This is a genomic window from Psychrobacillus sp. NPDC093200 (assembly GCF_050280345.1).
Classification (GTDB): domain Bacteria; phylum Bacillota; class Bacilli; order Bacillales_A; family Planococcaceae; genus Psychrobacillus; species Psychrobacillus faecigallinarum.
In genome coordinates, this window is sequence record NZ_JBNNVC010000002.1 from 1107379 (window position 1) to 1125091 (window position 17713).

The following is a 17713-nucleotide window of genomic DNA, read 5'->3' on the forward strand; positions in this document are numbered from 1 at the left end:
ATTCTAAATTGTACTATTTAATAGGAACGAACAGGTGAAATAAGATGAAGATAAGATAAATTGTCAATAGGTTCAATTAGGATTGGTCTCATAGAACCGCCAAAACTTATTCTTATCTCTTCTTCCTTGATTGCTTTTAATGCGTCCATTAAAAAACTCCCATCAATTGAAATATTTAAGTTAGTTTCACCTGTAATAGCCTTAATGTTCAAAGTTTCTTCTATTTTCCCTATTTCCGACGAGTTTGAGGAAATTTGTATTTTTAAATCATTCATGATTTCTAGATGTACATTATTATTTTTCCATTCACTCGCAAAGAGACAAGCTCTATCTATACTTTTTAATAGTTGATTTGTACTGAGAGTAATTGTTGTTTTCGAGTTTTCTGGAAGTAATCCTGAAACATTTGGGTAAATTCCATCAATTAATCTAGAAAAAAATGAAAGTGTATTTGATTTACAAATCATATACCGGTCTGTAAAAAAAATATTTAATACACTATGTTCATTATTAATTATTTTAATTAGTTCATTTAAACTTGTACTTGGTACAATGAAAGTTCCATCTACATTGGAGTTTATTGCAACCTCTCTTAAAGCTAAACGTTGAGAATTTGTTGCTACACACTTAAGCCTGCTATCTTTGACTGACATGTTAACTCCTGTTAAGACAGGTCTAGCCTCGCTTTTTGATACTGCAAAAACAGTTTGTTTAATAGCCTCTATTAGATCTTCACTAGAAATTGTAACATGTTTATTTTCATCTATTTGAGGAAGAGTGGGGTATTCTTCTGCATCAAATCCGTATAAGTTTGTTACTATTTCATTGGATTGTATGGTAACTAAATGTTTTTCGTTTACTTTTATATGTATTTTCTCGGGCAATTTCTTAACAATTTCGCTTAAAAACTTTGCTGAAATCACAACACTGCCAGGATTATAGACTTCCAATACTTTTCTTCCATCAATCATTAAAGGAATAACCTTTTCAATAATAAAATCTGAATTGCTACCGACAAGGGTTAAACCATTATTATTTGCAATTATCTTAATACCTGTCAGTATAGGAAAGGTTGTTTTTAAAGATACTGCTCTATTAACATCTGATATTGCCTTATTAAAACATTCATTATCTATTATAAATTCCATAGTTGATCCACCTCTTTTTAATGTAAGTGAAACTAATTCGACAAATTAAACTCTAACTCCTGCTTTTTCTGCTTTTTGTAATATGATTTAGAAAAAAATATAGACCATCCTTTAGTCAGACTCCTATCACTACGGTGCATCAGAGGCTGTCCCTTCCTAACTGGAATCATTCATAGGAGTTTAATAATACTCGGAACATTACATATCACTTTTTAAAACCTTGGTGTGTTTAGACCACCACAATTTAGTTTTATAGAAAAACATTTTATCACCACTTCTAAAGCATAATAAAAAGCAGCACTTTGTATTGAATGTGACTTCATGAACTATTTTTGTTCAAAGAGACAGGAAAAGATTTGTTCCTTTAATGGTTTTTAATTAATCTGATTTTATGCCACTATTATTGGAACTTCATCACCCTATTTCCTAGAGCAATTAGCTTCACTTATTAATTCCTTATCCTCTTTCTCATAATAAAAAGCACCTCCGAAGAGATGCTCAAAAAACTTTTAAAAATCTTATTATGGATAGTAACAATGACCATTATTAGTACATATTGGCCTAGGACCATCACCTTCGCCAACGTGTTGAGCGCTTGCCCCTGCTCCAAAAGATAAACTTACAATAAGCAAAGCAACAATCGACAATAACTTCTTTTTAATTTTCATAATTTTACCTCCTTTTTAGTTCATTTTTATCTTCCAATTGTTATATTCTACTTTTTATCCAAAACCCTTTATTTTTTTAGATTATTTTTAATTTTTAAAAATAAAAAACTACGTCGGTTTGGATGTGTTTTTTTATTTCTTCTATTGCAACCAAAGAAGCTTTATCGTTCTTAAAGTTTCTATTTCTAAGCTCTCTTTGCCCATTCATTAAACAAGATATATATAAGCAGTTATGAAGGCTGGCGCATATGAAATTTATGCAGGAACGACTGGAGCGTGGATCTAAGCAAATTACAACGGATGTATGCATATCTTAAAAGACTGCTGCACGTTCAATTGATAAGTTTGATGAGTACATGAAAGAATTTGAATAGTTTTGTGAAAGAAATGTGGTAGCATTTTAAATTCATACCAAGAACCTCATTTACAATATACAAAAAAGCGTTGGAGCCATACAGCTCCAACGCTTTACTATTAATACATCTTCAAATATTGCTCACGTTCCCATGGGTATACAGTCGTACGGATGACATACTGCCTTAATGTATAGAACTATATAGTATTAAAAATGTAGATAAAACAAGGTTTTCAAGAAATCATTTAACATGTGATTCTACAGCCTAAAAATAAAAATGGGGTATTTATGGGGTGGATTATGGGGTGAGATTAATTATTGAAAAACGTTGAGACCACTACATTTTGGTGGTCTTTTCTTATAGGTTTTGTGCTTCTTAGAAAGTTCTTCACGAACAATTGACTCCAACTGTAATTCGTCCACACTTACTGAAAACATATTATTTCTCCTTTCTTATAGGTCTTCTATATTTTTAACACCCCGAAAACTCATTAAAATGTTCACAAAACGTGAAAGTTTCACATAAAAAAATTTCCTCTATAGATTTATTATAATAATCAGCAATTTCTATTTTAATTTCATCTTTCGGCATACGTTGACCATTCTCATACATTTGTAGTGCACTAACACTTATGCCTATCTTATTTGAAACCTCTTTTCTCGAGGTCTCTCCGCGTAAATCTAATAACAATTTACCAACTTTCATTTTATCCATGAATTTATTCACCCCTTCACGTTTTGTGTTGTTAGTAAATTCAATATAAACTACACGAAATGTGTTGTCAACATTATAATAAAAAATATTTTACTTAACACAAAATGTGCTATTATTAAGAAAGGTGATTACATGACTGAACAATTTGGAAAAACATTGAGATTTTTAAGGAATAAACGGAATATTTCTCAGAAGGATTTTGGGAAAATTTTTGGTGTGGCCGAAAGTACAATAAGCATGTATGAACGTAATGAACGAAAACCTGACTTTGAATTATTGACTAAGTTCGCTGATTACTTTGAAGTAACTACTGATTATTTGCTTGGACGAGACATAAATAAACTCTTAGAAAACAAAGCTGAAAAAGAAGAAGCGGAATTCCAAGCTTTTGTAAATGATCCTTCTCTACAAAAGTGGTATAAAGAATTGCCTAAAAGTGAAGAAGAGGATTTGCAAAAACTACGATCTATATGGGAAATGATTAAGAATGATGTTAATAGCTAGCTAATGACAAACAATAAACAAAATAAAGAGATTTGGCTATGCCAAATCTCTTTATTTATAAGTATTATGTAGTTAAATTTACATAGATTATATTACAGGCATTTAGAATTATTTAATTACTTTTTTTATAGAAAGAAGAAATTAAAGGTGATTAAGGAATATTATTGGACATTAAAATAAAGTTACGGGGGACTTTTTATGAGTAGTAATTCAATGGTTTATGAAACAGGTATAGAGTTCGATCCAAGAGTCATCTATGAATCATTAGGAAGCAAAATAATAGAGTCGGATAGTATAGCAATTGCAGAACAAATAAAAAATGCACGGGATGCCGGAGCCGATTCTATATGTGTTGATTTTTCTCTATATAATGAAGGCCAAATTGAAATAACCGATGATGGGAGTGGAATGAGTTTAGAAGAAGTTAAAGAAAATTGGTTTTTTGTTGCAACCGCCAATAAAAATCAAAAACTTAATTTACTTGGAGGTAAAGGTATTGGTCGTTTTAGTTTATTTAGAATTGCAAACATAATAGAGATTATAACTGTCTCAAACGGAAAAAAATGCGAATTCCAACTGTCAAAAGAGGAACTAGAAAATAATGAAACTCTTACTGATTTTAAAATAAAGATTATCCACAGTAATACTGTCGAGAAAAACGGCACTAAAATTAGATTAAAAGATGTCAATACATTAGATTTATTAGAGATACAACAAGAATTAGAAAATTTAACTTTGCCAGGAAATAAAAAAACATTTGAAGTTATATATCCCAATAGTCTTGAAATGGTAAATTATCATGCACCTGAAGAGTGTGTTTTTGAAGCACCTTTTCATGCAAAAATAGAATTTTCGGGGAATAAAATCATATCGTATAATTATACTTGCACCTACAAAGGTGAAATTATCTACAACAACAATAATAGTTCAAGTCTTCAAACTAAAGCTACAAAATTAAAAAAAGTAGCTGATATAGGAATAACAACTGTTTTAATTAATAACTTTTTCTTTGACCCCACTTATAAAAATGTTACTAAAGGAAGAGAAAATGAAATTAAAACTCGTTTTCTAGATGCATTTCAAGGTATTTCAGTATACAGAGATAATTATAAAATCTATGGTCATGGAAAAGTAGACTGGCTAAAACTAGCAGAAAAAAGATTAAAGAAAGCTGCTGAAAACATTGATAATAAACAAACTTTTGGATATATAATTCTTGATCCAAATAAGTCAATAATTTTGGAAGAAAAAACAAACAGAGAAGGCTTCATAAGGAATGATGCTTCAACTTATTTTCATGATATCCTTGACTTAATTGTTACTCAATTTGGTAAAGATAGAAGTATATCAGTTGATTTAATTAAAAAGCCTAAAACTAGAACAGTAAATGGCTCCAGTTCTACTGGTTCTGGTCCTACTGGTTCCGGTCCTACTGGTTCTGGTCCTACTGGTTCCGGTCCTACTGGTTCCGGTCCTACTGGTTCCGGTCCTACTGGTTCTGGTCCTACTGGTTCCGGCCCTACTGGTTCTGGTCCTACTGGTTCTGGTCCTACTGGTTCCGGTCCTACTGGTTCCGGTCCTACTGGTTCCGGTCCTACTGGTTCTGGTAATAATGGAAACGAGAAAGACGATTATAAGAACAGGTATTCGAAATTTAAAACTATAGGATATATTGACCCTAAGATAAAAGATAATATAAAATCGCCAAAAGTGGCTTCACTTATTAACGAAATTACAACAATTAATGTTGAAAAATATCCTCTAGCTACAGCTTACTTACTAAGAAGCCTCACAGAAGTAATGATGGATGAATACCTTAGAGTACATCTTAGTAAAATTAAAAATAATTTCAAAGACTATGTAGTTGATTCAAACAAAAATATAAAGAAAGAACATATCAACACAAAAACTAATATACCAGGACAAAAAGACGTTCCTATCAAAGTAAAATTAATGGACTTTAAAAACTATCTTCCCACCGTCAAAAAATTTGATACTAGATCCTTAAAACACCTAAATGACTTAGCTGAATGCATCGACGATATTAATCTCGCTATGCATTGGACAGATAAATCAGTAAGCACCAATCAATTACAAACTCACTGGCAAAATTCAACTTTCTTCTTTGAATTTATATGTTCTTCTATATAAGTAAAATAAAAAAGCACAGACTCATAAGAGTTCTGTGCTTTTTAAGGTTCTTGCAATCTTTCTAGCCATTAATGGTGGAACCGCATTTCCAATCTGTTTAAAAGCAGCAGTTCGAGAATCTTCAAAATAAAAATCATCGGGAAAGGATTGAATTCTTGCAGCTTCTCTTACTGTTAAAGATCTATTTTGTTCTATATCTGGATGAATAAAATGATGGCCATCTTTTGAAATATGAGCCACTATGGTATGTGCTAAAGAATCGTATTTAACCATTTTATAACGATCTAAAAATGTATCACTATTTTTGTGAGTAATTAGTTCAATTGGTAATTCATTGTATTTTAATAATCTTTTTTCGTTGTTCCAAGTCTCTACTACTTGCTTGTAAATTTTTAAATCATTCTCATTGTTTGGTCTAGAAATATGTTGTGTAAGTATATTCCAGTTATTACTTCTAAGCCCTTCTATAGATTCATTTTTTTGAGTTAGATATTTTCCCTTACCATTTATACTTTCCCCGGCATTCATTTTCGGCAAATCACAAAAGAGCTCCTTTACTGAAGGAGATTCTTTCTCCATCAAAAAATCAGGATATTTAAAGTTGATATCATTTCTCCAACCAATAATGATAACTCTCTCTCTTATCTGAGTAACGCCAAAATCTTTAGCATTTAGTATTCTATAGTCCATTTTATAGCCTGCATTTATCAAATTTCTTCGTATGTTTTTAAATACTTTTCCATCTTGTGCTGTGAGTATACCTCTCACATTCTCAAAAACGAACATCTTAGGGTTATACTTTCTTAAAAACTTAATATAATACCTATAAAAATAGTTTCTTGGGTCATTTTTCATTCTATCTGGATCTCTAGAAATACCAGCTGTTGAATAAGCTTGACAAGGTGGTCCGCCAATAATTAAATCTACTTCATTTTCTTCTAATAGTTCATCAATCTTTGTAAATATACTCGGCATAGTCTTGTTATTAATTTCTGCTTCAATAACTTTATCTAAAATTTCTGGTGGAACATTATTATATAATTCGTTTCTATCAATTTCATTTAATAGGTATTTTTTATATGTATTTATTTTATTATTCTCTTTCAAATAATAATATGATTCTCTTGTCCTTAAAGTGTTACACGCGCTTTTATTCATTTCAACATGAGCAAGTATATCGAAACCTTCTTGTCGAAAACCTTCTGACAATCCCCCTGCACCTGCAAATAAATCAATTACTTTCACAGTATTCAACTCCTTAAAAAAAGTATACCAGGTTTATGCACATAAACAAGACACAAGTTTGCTTTGTTTTCAAATATATTAAAACATTTATTATAATATACTATCATTTATTAGGTCATTACATTATACTAAAAAGGAACAAACGTTCTTATATAGGAGTGAAACTATGCACAACCTAAGTCATTTGGAAGATTACATAAGAAAAATCTACGTTAAAATGAAAATAACAGAACCAAAAAAAATAGATTTCCAGTGGATAGCCAATCAATTAAATATAAAAGTTTTCTTCTGGAATGATAGAAGCCAAGCTTTATTTTTAAAGGAAAGAGCATTTATTTTTTAAAATAAGAATCTGATATACGAAGAACAATGGCAAGATTTTACACATGAACTTTGCCATATACTTATACATGCTGGAGACCAAATGCTTATGTCTTCACTTTTCCGTAATTATCAAGAAAACAAAGCAAAAAACTTTATGTATGAATTTTGTGTACCTGAATTTATGTTAAGGGAACTTATGAGTGCCCCTGAAGATCACCCTATTAATCTAATTATAGAAAACTTTCGGGTGACACCCGAATTTGCTCGCATCCGCTATGAACGTTACATGATGAAGCTATACCAGCAGCAATTGGATGCAGCATTTCAAGCGCAATTTTAATAATTTTGTATAGAATAGGTAGCTGTATTATACATAGAATTATGTTGGAGCTAGTATTACATACTAATGAAAGGAGAAATGAGTTATGGCTTCGTTTAGAAAAATTGGAGATGTTTGGCAGTACCGTGTACGCTATAAAGTTATCTATTCTGATGAATGGAAAGAAACTTCTAAAAGTGGTTATAAGACTAAGAAGGAAGCACAAATAGCATCTCGTCAAAAAGAAATTGAAGTGATGAATGGGTTTGAACAAGGTGAAATGAACTTTGCTATCTATATGCATGCCTGGTTGAACCAGTATGTAAAGGACAAGCTAAAACCGAATACCTATAAAACGTATCGAACAGTACTCGATAACCATGCTATACCACACTTTGGTAATCTGGAATTAAAAGATGTAAAACCGATGATGTATCAAAAATTTATTGATGGCAAGTTGGAAGAAGGATTATCTACGGAAACAGCTAGGAGAATTCATTACGTAGTATACCAAGCATTTAAACGCGCATTGATAAATGGCTATGTAACCAAAAACCCTTGTGAACATGTAAGTATAAAAAGGCGCGAAGTAAAGAAGTTAAAGTTCTTAGAACCAAAGTTAGTAACTCCTTTGATAAAAGCATTGTATAAGCGTGGACAAATTTACGGATTATTCTTTAAACTCCTATTCGATACTGGCCTTCGAAAGGGTGAAGCTGCAGCTCTACAGTGGTCAGATATTAATTGGAAAGATAGAACAATTACAATTAAAAATTCACTTGATTTCCAACCAGAAAATGACGATCCTATATTAGGAGATACAAAAACTTATCATTCTAGAAGAACAATCGAAATAAGAGCGCCCTTAATCAGTGAATTGCAGACGCATCTCAATTATCAAAATGAGCGAAAATTAGTTTTAGAGGAACTTTATAGTCACGATTTGAATCTTGTTTTGTGTCGTGATGACGGCACACCTTTGCCTAAATCTACTCTTTTTAATGCTTTCAAAGGATGCCTAGAGGAAATCGGTCATTCCTCTTTGCCTATCCATTCGACCAGACATACACATGCTGTCATGCTGCTTGAAGCTGGCGCAGATATGAAGTTTGTCCAGGAACGTCTGGGCCATGGATCTATGCAAATTACATCGGACGTATATGCACATGTTAAAAGAAAATTGCTGCACGTTCAATTGATAAGTTTGATGAGTAAATGAAAGAAATTGAATAATTTCGTGGTAGAAATGTGTTTGCATTTTAAATTCATACCACGAACCTCTTTTTACAATAAACAAAAAGGCGTTGGAAGCTTAGAGCCCCAACGCTTTACTATTAATACATTTTTAGATATTGCTCACGTTCCCAAGGATGTACAGTCGTACGGAACATATCCCATTCGATTTCTTTTGCTTCTACGAAGTTAGCGTAGATGTGTTCGCCTAGAGCTCCGCGGATAATCTCATTTTTACCAAGTTCTTGGATAGCTGCGTGTAATGATGGTGGTAAGTTATGAATACCGTCTTCAATACGCTCTTCTTCTGTCATAACATAAATATTACGGTCTACAGCTGGCGGTGGTGTTAATTTGTTTTTGATACCATCTAATCCAGCTTGAAGAATTACAGCCATAGCTAAGTATGGGTTTGCAGCTGGGTCTACTGATCGAACCTCGATACGAGTACTTAATCCTCTAGAAGAAGGAATTCGAATCAGTGGACTACGGTTTTGACCAGACCATGCAACGTAGCAAGGCGCTTCGTAACCAGGGACTAGACGTTTATATGAGTTTACAGTCGGGTTTGTAATTGCAGTGAAGCTTTGGACGTGTTTTAATACACCGGCCATGAATTGCATAGATGTTTCGCTCATTTTCATGTCTGCTGAGTCATCGAAGAATGCATTTTCTTTACCTTTAAATAATGATACGTTAAAGTGCATTCCTGAACCGTTAACACCGAATAATGGTTTTGGCATGAATGTTGCATGCAATCCGTGTTTACGTGCAATCGTTTTAACTACTAGCTTAAATGTTTGAATGTTGTCACAAGCAGTGATAGCATCCGCATATTTGAAGTCAATTTCATGTTGCCCTGGAGCTACTTCATGGTGAGATGCTTCAATTTCAAAGCCCATTTCCTCTAACTCAAGTACGATATCACGACGGCAGTTTTCTCCAAGATCTACTGGAGCTAAATCGAAATAACCACCATGGTCATTTAAGTCTAGCGTCGGCTCACCTTGAGCATCTAATTTGAAAAGGAAAAATTCCGGCTCTGGCCCTAAGTTAAAGCTAGTGAACCCTAGTTCTTCCATTTCTTTTAAAATTCTTTTTAAGTTACTACGAGGATCCCCAGCAAATGGAGTTCCGTCTGCTTTATTTACATCACAGATTAGACGAGCCACTTTCCCTTTTCCTGTAATCCAAGGGAATACTACCCACGAATTTAAATCTGGAACTAAGTACATATCAGATTCTTCAATACGAACAAATCCTTCGATAGAAGATCCGTCAAACATCATTTTATTATCAAGAGCTTTGTCGAGCTGACTCACTGGAATTTCCACGTTTTTAATCGTACCTAGTATGTCTGTAAACTGAAGACGAATAAAATTCACCTCATTCTCTTGAACGAACTTTTTGATGTCTTCTTTTGTATACTTACTCATTTTTCCACTCTCCTAAATATTTGATATTTTTTTAAACTCACTTAACGAAAAAAGCGAGATAAGTCCCCCTGCCTCAAAGAAGCTCGCTGCTGTCTTTGTGCCAATCGCATTTCTTCCTTAACAATTTCGCGTAACTCCTGATCAGAGATTACTTGTCGGACGTCCTTGGAGGTTGCAGGATTTTTCTTCATCTCAAAAATTTGTTTAATACCGGCTATGTTCACACCAGATTTCAATAAGTCTTTAATCTCTAGCAGGACATCGATATCGTCTAATGAGAACATGCGTTGCTTACCTTCCGTTCGTGCAGGCTGAACTAATTCTTGCTCTTCATAATATCGAATTTGTCTTGCTGTTAATCCTGTTAGCTGCATGACAATATTCATCGATAGCAGTGGCATGGAACGTCTCCATTCCTTTTCCATCGCTGCACCTCCTATGTAGGTTATAAACATAGTATATGTGATGTTAGCTAACATGTCAACACCATGTCAACAATTCTTACATAAAATTTTCAAAAAAATTAAACCACTCTCTATTTTTAGAAAGTGGTATTTTTTTGTTATTTATATAAAGACTGAACTGCCCCCAAAATCGCATATTTCACATGTTCATATGTCAATCCACCTTGGATAAAAGCAGTATAAGGAGGACGAATCGGTCCATCTGCAGTTAGTTCCATGCTTGAGCCTTGTATAAAGGTTCCAGCAGCCATTATTACATCATCCTCATAGCCTGGCATGTAAGCTGGTTCTGGCGCAAACTGTGCATTAATAGGTGAATGTGCTTGGATTGCCTTGCAGAACTGAATCATTTGATCTGGCGTCTGAAAGGAGACGGATTGTATTAAATCCGTACGCTTCTGTGAATAATGAGGCTCGGTTGTCATGCCTACTTCCTCCAAAACTGCTGAGGTAAAGATAGCGCCTTTTACCGCTTGCGAAACGACATGTGGAGCTAGGAAAAATCCCTGATACATATCTAATAATGTATTCAGTGAAGCGCCCGCCTCTGAACCTATACCCGGTGAAGTCATTCTATAAGCGCATTTTGTAACAAATTCTTTTTTTCCTGCAATATAACCACCAGTTTTAGCGATACCGCCACCTGGGTTTTTAATAAGAGAACCAGCCATCAAATCAACTCCGACGTTAGTTGGCTCAAGGGTTTCAACGAACTCTCCATAGCAGTTGTCCACAAAGATAATGACATCCTTTTTGATCCCTCTAATTTTTTCGACCATATCCTTAATTTGATTCACTGTGAAGGAAGGACGGACTGCATAACCTTTAGACCGTTGAATCGCCACTACCTTGGTTTTGTCGTGTATTGCATTTTTTACTGCTTCCCAGTCCACAGCACCATCTTCTAACAGGTCAATGTGCTGATAGTTAATGCCAAAGTCTTTTAGAGATCCAGTGTCCTCTTCTCCACCACTGACAATCGATTGCAATGTATCATAGGGTTTCCCAGTTATATATAATAATTCATCGTCTGGGCGTAAAACTCCAAATAGGCTAATAGAAATCGCATGCGTACCACTGATGATTTGCGGTCGAACAAGCGCCGCCTCTGCTCCAAAAGTCGTTGCATACACTTTTTCTAATGTATCACGTCCTTCATCATCGTAGCCATATCCAGTTGAAGGGTTAAAATGATGGTCACTCACGTGATGCTCCTTAAATGCATGAAGCACTTTCTGTTGATTGTGAAAAGCAATTCCTTCCACTTCTTTATGTTGTTCGACAATCTTAGATTCAGCTGATTCTGCCAGTTCTGTTACATTTTTTGATAAAGTAGTTATAAATTCCATGATGCATCTCCTAATTCTATTCGTTGTAATTTGTGTTTTGTTGGATAAAAATATACTTTCATTTATGAAAGCATTACTTCCTTTTGATAAAAGAGAAAAGACTAATTTCAAAAAATGAAATTAGCCCCTTTGTATAGTAGATATTAGAATTGTACTTCGCCGTCCCAGGCCATCATTCCGCCTGTCACATTAGTTACGTCGTAACCATTCTCTTCTAGAATTTCGCAAGCCATTGCACTGCGGCCACCAGCCTTGCAAATTATGTAATGAGGAACGGACGGGTCGATTTGATCCAAGCTTGTTTCCACTTGCCCTAATGCGATATGCTTTGCTCCAGGAATAATACCTGCATCCACTTCCTCTTGTTCACGTACATCAATAATATTTACTTGCTCGCCTGCATCTATTTTTTTTAGAAGCTCATCTGTCGTAATAGTCTTCATATTTAACCTCTCCACTTCATTTAAAGATTCTATCAAATAATAATAGGAGCAAGTGGAACTGTCAATGGATTCGATTTTACTCTTCTGATAATTTAACAGGTTTAGATGGAGCAAACGTAGAAATCGCATGCTTATAAATTAACTGTTGCTTCCCATCTGATTCAAACAATACTGTGAAATTGTCATATGATTTAACTGTTCCTTTTAATTGGAAACCATTTAAAAGAAATACTGTTACAAAAATCTCGTTCTTTCTTAACTGATTTAAATAATTGTCTTGAATATTCATCGGTTTCATCTTAATACCCCCGTTTGCATTTTACGCTAAAATACCCTAACACTTTAACTATTCGCCTTAATTATTTATTCTCCTGCAAAAAGCTATTAATTTCTTCTAAAATTCTTTTATTGTCTTCAAACGGATTAAACCAATGAATATCCATTTTGTTACGGAAATAGGTTAGCTGACGCTTGGCATATCTTCTAGAGTTTTGCTTCAATCTCTCAAGTGCTTCTTCAAGCGTTATCTTCCCATCCAAATATTCATAAATTTCTTTGTATCCAATCGCTTGGATGGATTGCGAGTTCCTAATACCATTGTCATAAAGTCCCTTTACTTCCTGCAACAGCCCCTGCTCCACCATGATATCTACTCGTTTGTTAATGCGCTCATAGAGTACTTCGCGGTCGATATTAAGACCAATAATATAATGGGGATAAACCTTTTCATGTCCTTGTTTTTGTTCAATTTCATCTCGCTGCATTCCAGTAAGCTCTAGCCTCTCAATTGCACGGATTACTCTTTGGACGTTGTTCGGATGGATATCCTTAGCAGCCTCTGGATCTTTTTTTAGAAGTCTTGCATATAATTCTTCCGCTTTAAGGCCTTCAAGCTCCTGTATCCTTGTGCTAGCTAGTTTTGGCTGTTCCGTAAAGCGGAAGTCATATAATACCGATTGCACATAAAGACCAGTTCCCCCAACAATAATGGGCACTTTACCTCTAGAAGCTATTTCTTCTATTTTGTCTCGTACAAGTTTTTGGTATTCTGCTACAGAGAAGCCATCTGTCGGATCCTTGATGTCCAACAGATGGTGTGGAACTCCTGCCATTTCATCTTCTGTAATTTTCGCGGTACCGATGTTTAACTCTCGATAAACCTGCATGGAGTCACCATTGATGATTTCCCCATTGTAAGCCTTTGCTAGCTCAATGCTTAACGCCGTTTTGCCTACTGCGGTTGGCCCAACAATTGCAATAACAGCTGGTTTTTTATTCATCCTTCATCATCCATTTGTAAATGTAGTCCATTGTTTTATCTTTTCCCTTTTCCTTTAAGAGTTCATGTCTTGCACCTTCCACCACTTGCACGGTTATATCCCTCATGCCTGCTTTTTTCATACCTTCCGCTACTTTAAAAATGTCCTTGCCGTCTTTTCCGATAGGATCCTTCCCACCGCTAATGAGCAGCACTGGTAAATCTTTGCGAATTTTCATGATTTCCGATTCCTTATGAATGGATTTCATCCCACCGAACATATCCACGTACAGCTGGTTAGATGGGATAAATCCACAAAGTGGATCTTCAATATATTTATTTACCTCTACCTTGTCAGTACTTAACCAGTCAAACTGAGTCTCTGGTTGATCGATTTGCTTGTTGAATCCACCGAAGGCAAGCGAGTTAAGCAATGGGCTTTCCCCTTGCGGCGATTTTATCTTAGAAGCTACTTTACCAATTAACCTTCCTATGTCTCCCATTACGCCAGGGTCAAATGCTGTACCACTTAGAATAACTTTTGACAGGGAGTCACTATATTTTTGCATATATCGACGGGCGACAAACGAGCCCATGCTATGACCAAATAAAATAACAGGAATTTCGCCTATTCCTTCTCGGACGGTTATCAATACCTCTCGTACATCCTCTGTTATTCTCTCGAAGCCTGAATGGTCTGCAAAATAACCTAGCTTACCATTTTTTCCAGCAGTCTTACCATGTCCCCGATGATCATGTCCACTGACGATAAAACCTTTATCGACAAGGAAATGCATAAATGCATCATAACGATCGATATGTTCGGCCAAGCCATGTAAAAGGTGGACATGGCCGATTGGTGTATCATTTGGTACATTTTTCATTACATAAATGAGATGACCATCTGACATCTTCGCTTCTAAAATTTCCTTCACTCGACAACACTACCTTCCGAAAACATAGCATCTAGTAAAGCTTCTTCCAATTGTTGCGAAAAACTTTCGGTCTCTTCCTTAGAATATTGGAGCAATTGCTTCATAACAATTAATACTTCATCCTTGTACATTTTATACTGATTAATATGGAAATAGAGCATACCAGTTCTTCTAACTAAGAAATCCACTGGAGAATATGCCATTTCCTCATGAACTGCATAATACACCTGCGCAAGCAGACCAAGCGGTAAATTTGAAGGGACTGTAGATAGAATATGAGCGTATTGAAATACTTTATCTACATTAGAGCCATAGAGTTTAGCTAATCTTCTACCTTCCTCACGTGACAAACCATAAGAAGGAGCAATTTGTTCTTTTACTGTAACAAAACCTTCAAATTGCTCAGAGCCCCCAGTTTCTCCACCGGATAAATTTAAATGTTTTGTTACACAAGGACCATACTTTTCGTCCCCAAGCTGCTTGGAAATTTTATCTACAATCGTCTCTGCCATTTTGCGATAGCCTGTCAGCTTACCACCCGCTATTGTTAGAAGGCCAGCCTCCGATTGCCAAATCTCATCCTTCCGGGAAATTTCAGAAGGGTCTTTACCATCTTCGTATATTAAAGGTCGTACACCAGCCCATGTGGATTCTACATGCTCTACTCCAACTCTTACATCAGGGAACATATAGTGAATCGCATCTATTAAGTATTCCACATCCTCTAGCGTAGCTACTGGATTTTGAATTTTTCCTTCAAAGAAGGTGTCTGTCGTTCCAACATATGTTTTTCCATCTCTAGGTATAGCAAATACCATTCGCTTATCAGGTGTATCAAAATAAATTGCCTGACGGAGAGGGAAAATAGATTGGTCAATTACTACATGAATACCTTTAGTTAGTCGCAGCTTTTTTTTGTTTTCGATTGCATCAAGTGCTCTCACACCATCAACCCATGGTCCAGTCGCATTAACTACTTTTTTAGCATGGATTGCTATTCTTTTGTTCGTTACCATGTCTACAATTTCAGCACCGACCACTTTGTTTTCGTCGTTATAAAGGAATGATCTAGCTTTAGCATAGTTTAAGCAAACAGCACCCTTTTCAATCGCTTTCTTTACAACTTCAATCGTTAGCCTTGCGTCGTCTGTCACGTACTCTACATAATAGCCTCCACCAAGAAGGTCTTTACTTTTTACTAAAGGTTCTCTTTCTAATGTTTCCTTTGCAGAAAGCATCAAACGACGCTCTTCCTTTTTGACTCCTGCTAGATAATCATAAAGCTTAAGGCCAGCAGAAGTGCTTAAAGGTCCGAATGTCCCTTGCTTATGGAACGGTAGAAGCATACCGGTAGGCTTAGAAACATGAACCGCATTTTCATATACGATTTCTCGTTCTTTTCCGACCTCCGCAACCATTTTTATTTCCATTTGCTTAAGGTAACGCAAACCACCATGGATCAGTTTTGTAGATCTACTAGATGTCCCTGCTGCAAAGTCTTGCATTTCTATCAAGGCTACAGACATACCTCTTGTTACTGCATCTAGGGCAATACCTGCACCAGTAATCCCGCCTCCGATTACTAATACGTCAAATTCGTAAAAGTTTAGTGTGTTAAGTATTTGCTCACGTTCTACTGAAGATTTCACTTAGTCCACTCCTTGTTCTGATATTTTGAATAGTCTTGTTGCTTCTACGGCTAGTTTCCAGCCCTTATATAATCTCTTACGTTTTTCCTCATCCATTTCCGGCTCATACAAGCGCTGGCTTTCTCTCATGTTCGAAAGCTCTTGCTCATCCTTCCAAAATCCCGTGGCCAATCCCGCTAGGAATGCAGCACCAAGTGCTGTTGTCTCATTGAGCTTCGCTAGCTCTACCGGTAAATTTAACAAATCACTTTGGAACTGCATGAGAAATTCGTTACTTACTGCCCCACCGTCTACTCGGAGAACTTCTACCTCCACACCAGAATCCTTCATCATCGTATCTAAAACATCCTTTGATTGATAGGCAAGTGACTCCAGTGTCGCACGTATAAAGTGCTCCTTGGTTGTGCCTCGTGTGAGCCCAAAAATTGAACCTCTTGCATCAGAATCCCAATATGGGGTTCCTAAGCCAACAAAGGCAGGTACGACATAGACACCTTCTGTAGAGTCGACTCGTTTTGCGTAGTTCTCAGATTCACTTGCATGTTTTAGCATACGGAGTCCATCTCGTAGCCATTGTATGGCTGAACCAGCCACAAATACACTTCCCTCTAATGCGTATGTGACTTTACCATCCAAGCCCCAAGCAATTGTCGTTAGTAGACCAGAGTCAGATGTTACGGCTTCCTCCCCGGTATTTAATAGCATGAAGCAACCTGTACCGTAGGTATTTTTCGCCATGCCCTTTTCAAAGCAGCATTGACCGAACAAGGCAGCCTGTTGATCTCCTGCGGCACCAGCTATGTCTACCTCCTTGCCAAAGAAAACAGACGGATCTGTCTTTGCATAAACTTCTGAGGAGGAAGCAACTGTAGGTAGCATGTTCATCGGTATATTTAACTTCTCGCAAATCTCTTGATCCCACTCTTGCTCGAAAATATTATACATCATCGTTCGAGAGGCATTTGAATAATCTGTGACATGTGCTTTTCCATCTGAAAGCTTCCAGATTAACCATGTATCAATGGTCCCAAACAGCAGCTCTCCAGCCTCTGCCTGCTCTCTTGCCCCCTCGACATTATCTAAAATCCATTTGACCTTAGTTGCAGAAAAGTAAGGATCCAACCTTAAGCCTGTTCTTTCTTGAAAGAAGGATTCTAGATCATCCTTCTTAAGATCATCGATAATAGACTGAGTCTGTCTTGATTGCCAGACTATCGCATTATATACAGGTTTGCCTGTATGCTTGTTCCAGACAACCGTCGTTTCCCGCTGATTGGTTATCCCTATTGCATGGACATCTCCCGGCTGACTTCCACTCTCCGTTAATACGGCCGCCAATACCGAGAGCACAGTCCCCCATATTTCTTTTGCGTCATGCTCTACCCAGCCTGTTTTCGGAAAATGCTGCTTGAATTCCTTTTGAGAAGAATGAACGATGTTACCTTCCTTATCAAACAGAATAGCCCTTGAACTAGTGGTTCCTTGATCAATTGATAAAATATACTTCCCCATATAAC

Annotated in this window: 18 protein-coding genes; 4 read left to right on the forward strand and 14 right to left on the reverse strand. The window is 36.0% G+C overall.

Going from position 1 to position 17713, the window contains the following annotated elements; genetic code table 11:
- Positions 1 to 17 precede the first annotated feature (17 nt).
- From dnaN to ACQKNZ_RS13345, 4 genes are all read right to left on the reverse strand, one after another.
- Positions 18 to 1148 (reverse strand): DNA polymerase III subunit beta, encoded by a 1131-nt coding sequence (dnaN, locus tag ACQKNZ_RS13330; protein ID WP_427660078.1) that lies wholly within the window; start codon positions 1146 to 1148, stop codon positions 18 to 20.
- 521 nt (positions 1149 to 1669) lie between these two features.
- Positions 1670 to 1816: a hypothetical protein gene (locus ACQKNZ_RS13335; RefSeq protein ID WP_154310979.1), complete on the reverse strand. Its 147-nt coding sequence runs from the start codon at positions 1814 to 1816 to the stop codon at positions 1670 to 1672.
- Positions 1817 to 2486: 670 nt separating this feature from the next.
- A complete protein-coding gene (locus tag ACQKNZ_RS13340) occupies positions 2487 to 2609 on the reverse strand; it encodes a hypothetical protein (RefSeq protein WP_427660080.1) in 123 nt (40 codons plus the stop codon).
- Positions 2610 to 2643: 34 nt separating this feature from the next.
- Positions 2644 to 2886, reverse strand: a complete 243-nt coding sequence (locus ACQKNZ_RS13345) for a helix-turn-helix domain-containing protein (RefSeq protein ID WP_427660082.1) — start codon at positions 2884 to 2886, stop codon at positions 2644 to 2646.
- Positions 2887 to 3018: 132 nt separating this feature from the next.
- Here ACQKNZ_RS13345 and ACQKNZ_RS13350 point away from each other — a divergent pair, with 132 nt between their 5' ends.
- Positions 3019 to 3390 carry a helix-turn-helix domain-containing protein gene (locus ACQKNZ_RS13350; protein ID WP_427660084.1) on the forward strand — a complete coding sequence of 124 codons (372 nt, stop codon included), beginning with the start codon at positions 3019 to 3021 and terminating at the stop codon, positions 3388 to 3390.
- A 198-nt stretch (positions 3391 to 3588) separates the two neighbouring features.
- Entirely contained in the window at positions 3589 to 5541 is a 1953-nt protein-coding gene (locus tag ACQKNZ_RS13355) for an ATP-binding protein (protein ID WP_427660086.1), read from the forward strand.
- Between the two features lie 21 nt (positions 5542 to 5562).
- Here the strand turns inward: ACQKNZ_RS13355 and ACQKNZ_RS13360 are convergent, their stop codons facing one another.
- Positions 5563 to 6786, reverse strand: a complete 1224-nt coding sequence (locus ACQKNZ_RS13360) for a DNA cytosine methyltransferase (RefSeq protein ID WP_427660088.1) — start codon at positions 6784 to 6786, stop codon at positions 5563 to 5565.
- 355 nt (positions 6787 to 7141) lie between these two features.
- Here ACQKNZ_RS13360 and ACQKNZ_RS13365 point away from each other — a divergent pair, with 355 nt between their 5' ends.
- Both ACQKNZ_RS13365 and ACQKNZ_RS13370 read left to right on the forward strand, forming a co-directional pair.
- Entirely contained in the window at positions 7142 to 7450 is a 309-nt protein-coding gene (locus ACQKNZ_RS13365; protein ID WP_427660172.1) for an ImmA/IrrE family metallo-endopeptidase, read from the forward strand.
- Positions 7451 to 7535: 85 nt separating this feature from the next.
- Positions 7536 to 8648, forward strand: coding sequence for a tyrosine-type recombinase/integrase (locus ACQKNZ_RS13370; RefSeq protein WP_427660090.1), 1113 nt, complete (start codon positions 7536 to 7538; stop codon positions 8646 to 8648).
- Positions 8649 to 8763: 115 nt separating this feature from the next.
- Here the strand turns inward: ACQKNZ_RS13370 and glnA are convergent, their stop codons facing one another.
- The 9 genes from glnA to glpK all read right to left on the reverse strand — a co-directional run bounded on the left by glnA (position 8764) and on the right by glpK (position 17708).
- Positions 8764 to 10098: a type I glutamate--ammonia ligase gene (gene glnA / locus ACQKNZ_RS13375; protein ID WP_427660092.1), complete on the reverse strand. Its 1335-nt coding sequence runs from the start codon at positions 10096 to 10098 to the stop codon at positions 8764 to 8766.
- A 41-nt stretch (positions 10099 to 10139) separates the two neighbouring features.
- On the reverse strand, positions 10140 to 10523 hold the full coding sequence (locus ACQKNZ_RS13380) for a MerR family transcriptional regulator (protein WP_144541819.1): 384 nt from the start codon (positions 10521 to 10523) through the stop codon (positions 10140 to 10142).
- A gap of 137 nt (positions 10524 to 10660) precedes the next feature.
- Positions 10661 to 11911 carry an aminotransferase class I/II-fold pyridoxal phosphate-dependent enzyme gene (locus tag ACQKNZ_RS13385; protein ID WP_154310998.1) on the reverse strand — a complete coding sequence of 417 codons (1251 nt, stop codon included), beginning with the start codon at positions 11909 to 11911 and terminating at the stop codon, positions 10661 to 10663.
- Positions 11912 to 12054: 143 nt separating this feature from the next.
- Complete coding sequence (locus ACQKNZ_RS13390; RefSeq protein WP_144541815.1) at positions 12055 to 12354, reverse strand: rhodanese-like domain-containing protein; 300 nt, start codon at positions 12352 to 12354, stop codon at positions 12055 to 12057.
- A gap of 76 nt (positions 12355 to 12430) precedes the next feature.
- Positions 12431 to 12652 carry an RNA chaperone Hfq gene (gene hfq, locus ACQKNZ_RS13395; protein ID WP_144541813.1) on the reverse strand — a complete coding sequence of 74 codons (222 nt, stop codon included), beginning with the start codon at positions 12650 to 12652 and terminating at the stop codon, positions 12431 to 12433.
- A gap of 61 nt (positions 12653 to 12713) precedes the next feature.
- A complete protein-coding gene (miaA, locus tag ACQKNZ_RS13400; RefSeq protein ID WP_427660096.1) occupies positions 12714 to 13634 on the reverse strand; it encodes a tRNA (adenosine(37)-N6)-dimethylallyltransferase MiaA in 921 nt (306 codons plus the stop codon).
- Positions 13627 to 14547: a lysophospholipase gene (locus ACQKNZ_RS13405; protein WP_427660098.1), complete on the reverse strand. Its 921-nt coding sequence runs from the start codon at positions 14545 to 14547 to the stop codon at positions 13627 to 13629. Before ACQKNZ_RS13405 ends, miaA begins: the two co-directional genes overlap by 8 nt.
- Complete coding sequence (locus ACQKNZ_RS13410; RefSeq protein WP_154311000.1) at positions 14544 to 16196, reverse strand: glycerol-3-phosphate dehydrogenase/oxidase; 1653 nt, start codon at positions 16194 to 16196, stop codon at positions 14544 to 14546. The genes ACQKNZ_RS13405 and ACQKNZ_RS13410 overlap by 4 nt, the downstream gene beginning before the upstream one ends.
- Complete coding sequence (glpK, locus tag ACQKNZ_RS13415) at positions 16197 to 17708, reverse strand: glycerol kinase GlpK (protein WP_427660100.1); 1512 nt, start codon at positions 17706 to 17708, stop codon at positions 16197 to 16199.
- Positions 17709 to 17713: the final 5 nt, after the last annotated feature.

Coding starts and splice junctions, on each gene's coding strand:
- ACQKNZ_RS13345 (WP_427660082.1), bottom strand. CDS start 2,886: ATGGATAAAATGAAAGTTGGTAAATTGTTATTAGATTTACGCGGAGAG.
- ACQKNZ_RS13370 (WP_427660090.1), top strand. CDS start 7,536: ATGGCTTCGTTTAGAAAAATTGGAGATGTTTGGCAGTACCGTGTACGC.
- glpK (WP_427660100.1), bottom strand. CDS start 17,708: ATGGGGAAGTATATTTTATCAATTGATCAAGGAACCACTAGTTCAAGG.
- ACQKNZ_RS13390 (WP_144541815.1), bottom strand. CDS start 12,354: ATGAAGACTATTACGACAGATGAGCTTCTAAAAAAAATAGATGCAGGC.
- dnaN (WP_427660078.1), bottom strand. CDS start 1,148: ATGGAATTTATAATAGATAATGAATGTTTTAATAAGGCAATATCAGAT.
- ACQKNZ_RS13380 (WP_144541819.1), bottom strand. CDS start 10,523: ATGGAAAAGGAATGGAGACGTTCCATGCCACTGCTATCGATGAATATT.
- ACQKNZ_RS13335 (WP_154310979.1), bottom strand. CDS start 1,816: ATGAAAATTAAAAAGAAGTTATTGTCGATTGTTGCTTTGCTTATTGTA.
- ACQKNZ_RS13355 (WP_427660086.1), top strand. CDS start 3,589: ATGAGTAGTAATTCAATGGTTTATGAAACAGGTATAGAGTTCGATCCA.
- ACQKNZ_RS13385 (WP_154310998.1), bottom strand. CDS start 11,911: ATGGAATTTATAACTACTTTATCAAAAAATGTAACAGAACTGGCAGAA.
- ACQKNZ_RS13340 (WP_427660080.1), bottom strand. CDS start 2,609: ATGTTTTCAGTAAGTGTGGACGAATTACAGTTGGAGTCAATTGTTCGT.
- ACQKNZ_RS13350 (WP_427660084.1), top strand. CDS start 3,019: ATGACTGAACAATTTGGAAAAACATTGAGATTTTTAAGGAATAAACGG.
- hfq (WP_144541813.1), bottom strand. CDS start 12,652: ATGAAACCGATGAATATTCAAGACAATTATTTAAATCAGTTAAGAAAG.
- glnA (WP_427660092.1), bottom strand. CDS start 10,098: ATGAGTAAGTATACAAAAGAAGACATCAAAAAGTTCGTTCAAGAGAAT.
- miaA (WP_427660096.1), bottom strand. CDS start 13,634: ATGAATAAAAAACCAGCTGTTATTGCAATTGTTGGGCCAACCGCAGTA.